1 protein-coding gene is annotated in these 666 nt (G+C 73.4%); it reads right to left on the reverse strand.

All coding sequences use genetic code 11. From position 1 onward, the window contains the following. Nucleotides 1-666 (reverse strand): SLC13 family permease (locus B5F84_RS09415; RefSeq protein ID WP_255375247.1); only part of this gene is annotated, 666 nt, incomplete at both ends.

A 666-nucleotide genomic window follows, 5' to 3' on the forward strand; every position in this document is an offset into this window, starting at 1 on the left:
CCCCCGGTCCGCCGCCAGCGCGACGGCCACCACGATGGCGAGGAGCGCCGGCACGGGGAGCGCCCGCGCGACGGCGAGCAGGCTCAGCGCAAAGAGCGCCGCCCAGGGGGCGACGGCGCGCCCGCGCACGCGGCCCGGCTCGAGCCCGTCCGCGGCGGGCAGCGCCCTCCCTCCCTCGGCCCTCACGGGCAGGCCGTGCCGCCGCGCCCCGTAGGCGAGGACGCACGCCACCAGCAGCGCGGCCGAGACCAGCGCGTAGGGCAGCATGAGCCCCACGAACTCCAGGGCGCCCATCCCGGAGGCGGAGTAGAGGTAGAGGTTCTGGGGGTTGCCGATGGGCGTGAGCATGCTGCCGAGGTTTGCCGCCACCGTCATCATGACCACGGTGAAGACCGAGGCGTCGGCGATCCCCAGCATGCGCAGGACGAGAAGGGCAAACGGCACGAAGGCGATGAGCGAGACGTCGTTGGTGACGAGCATGCTCGCCACAAAGGGGAGCAGCACGAGACCCATCACCACGCCCGTCCCCGAGTGCAGGCGCGCCACGAGCGCCCGGCCCGCCGCCTGGAAGACGCCGGCGCGCGAGAGCCCTGCCATCGTGGCCATGAGGCAGAAGAGCAGCCCGAGCGTGCGAAAGTCCACGTACTCGAGGTAGCCGGCGTCGGG

Source organism: Olsenella sp. An290, assembly GCF_002159535.1.
Lineage (GTDB): Bacteria > Actinomycetota > Coriobacteriia > Coriobacteriales > Atopobiaceae > Thermophilibacter.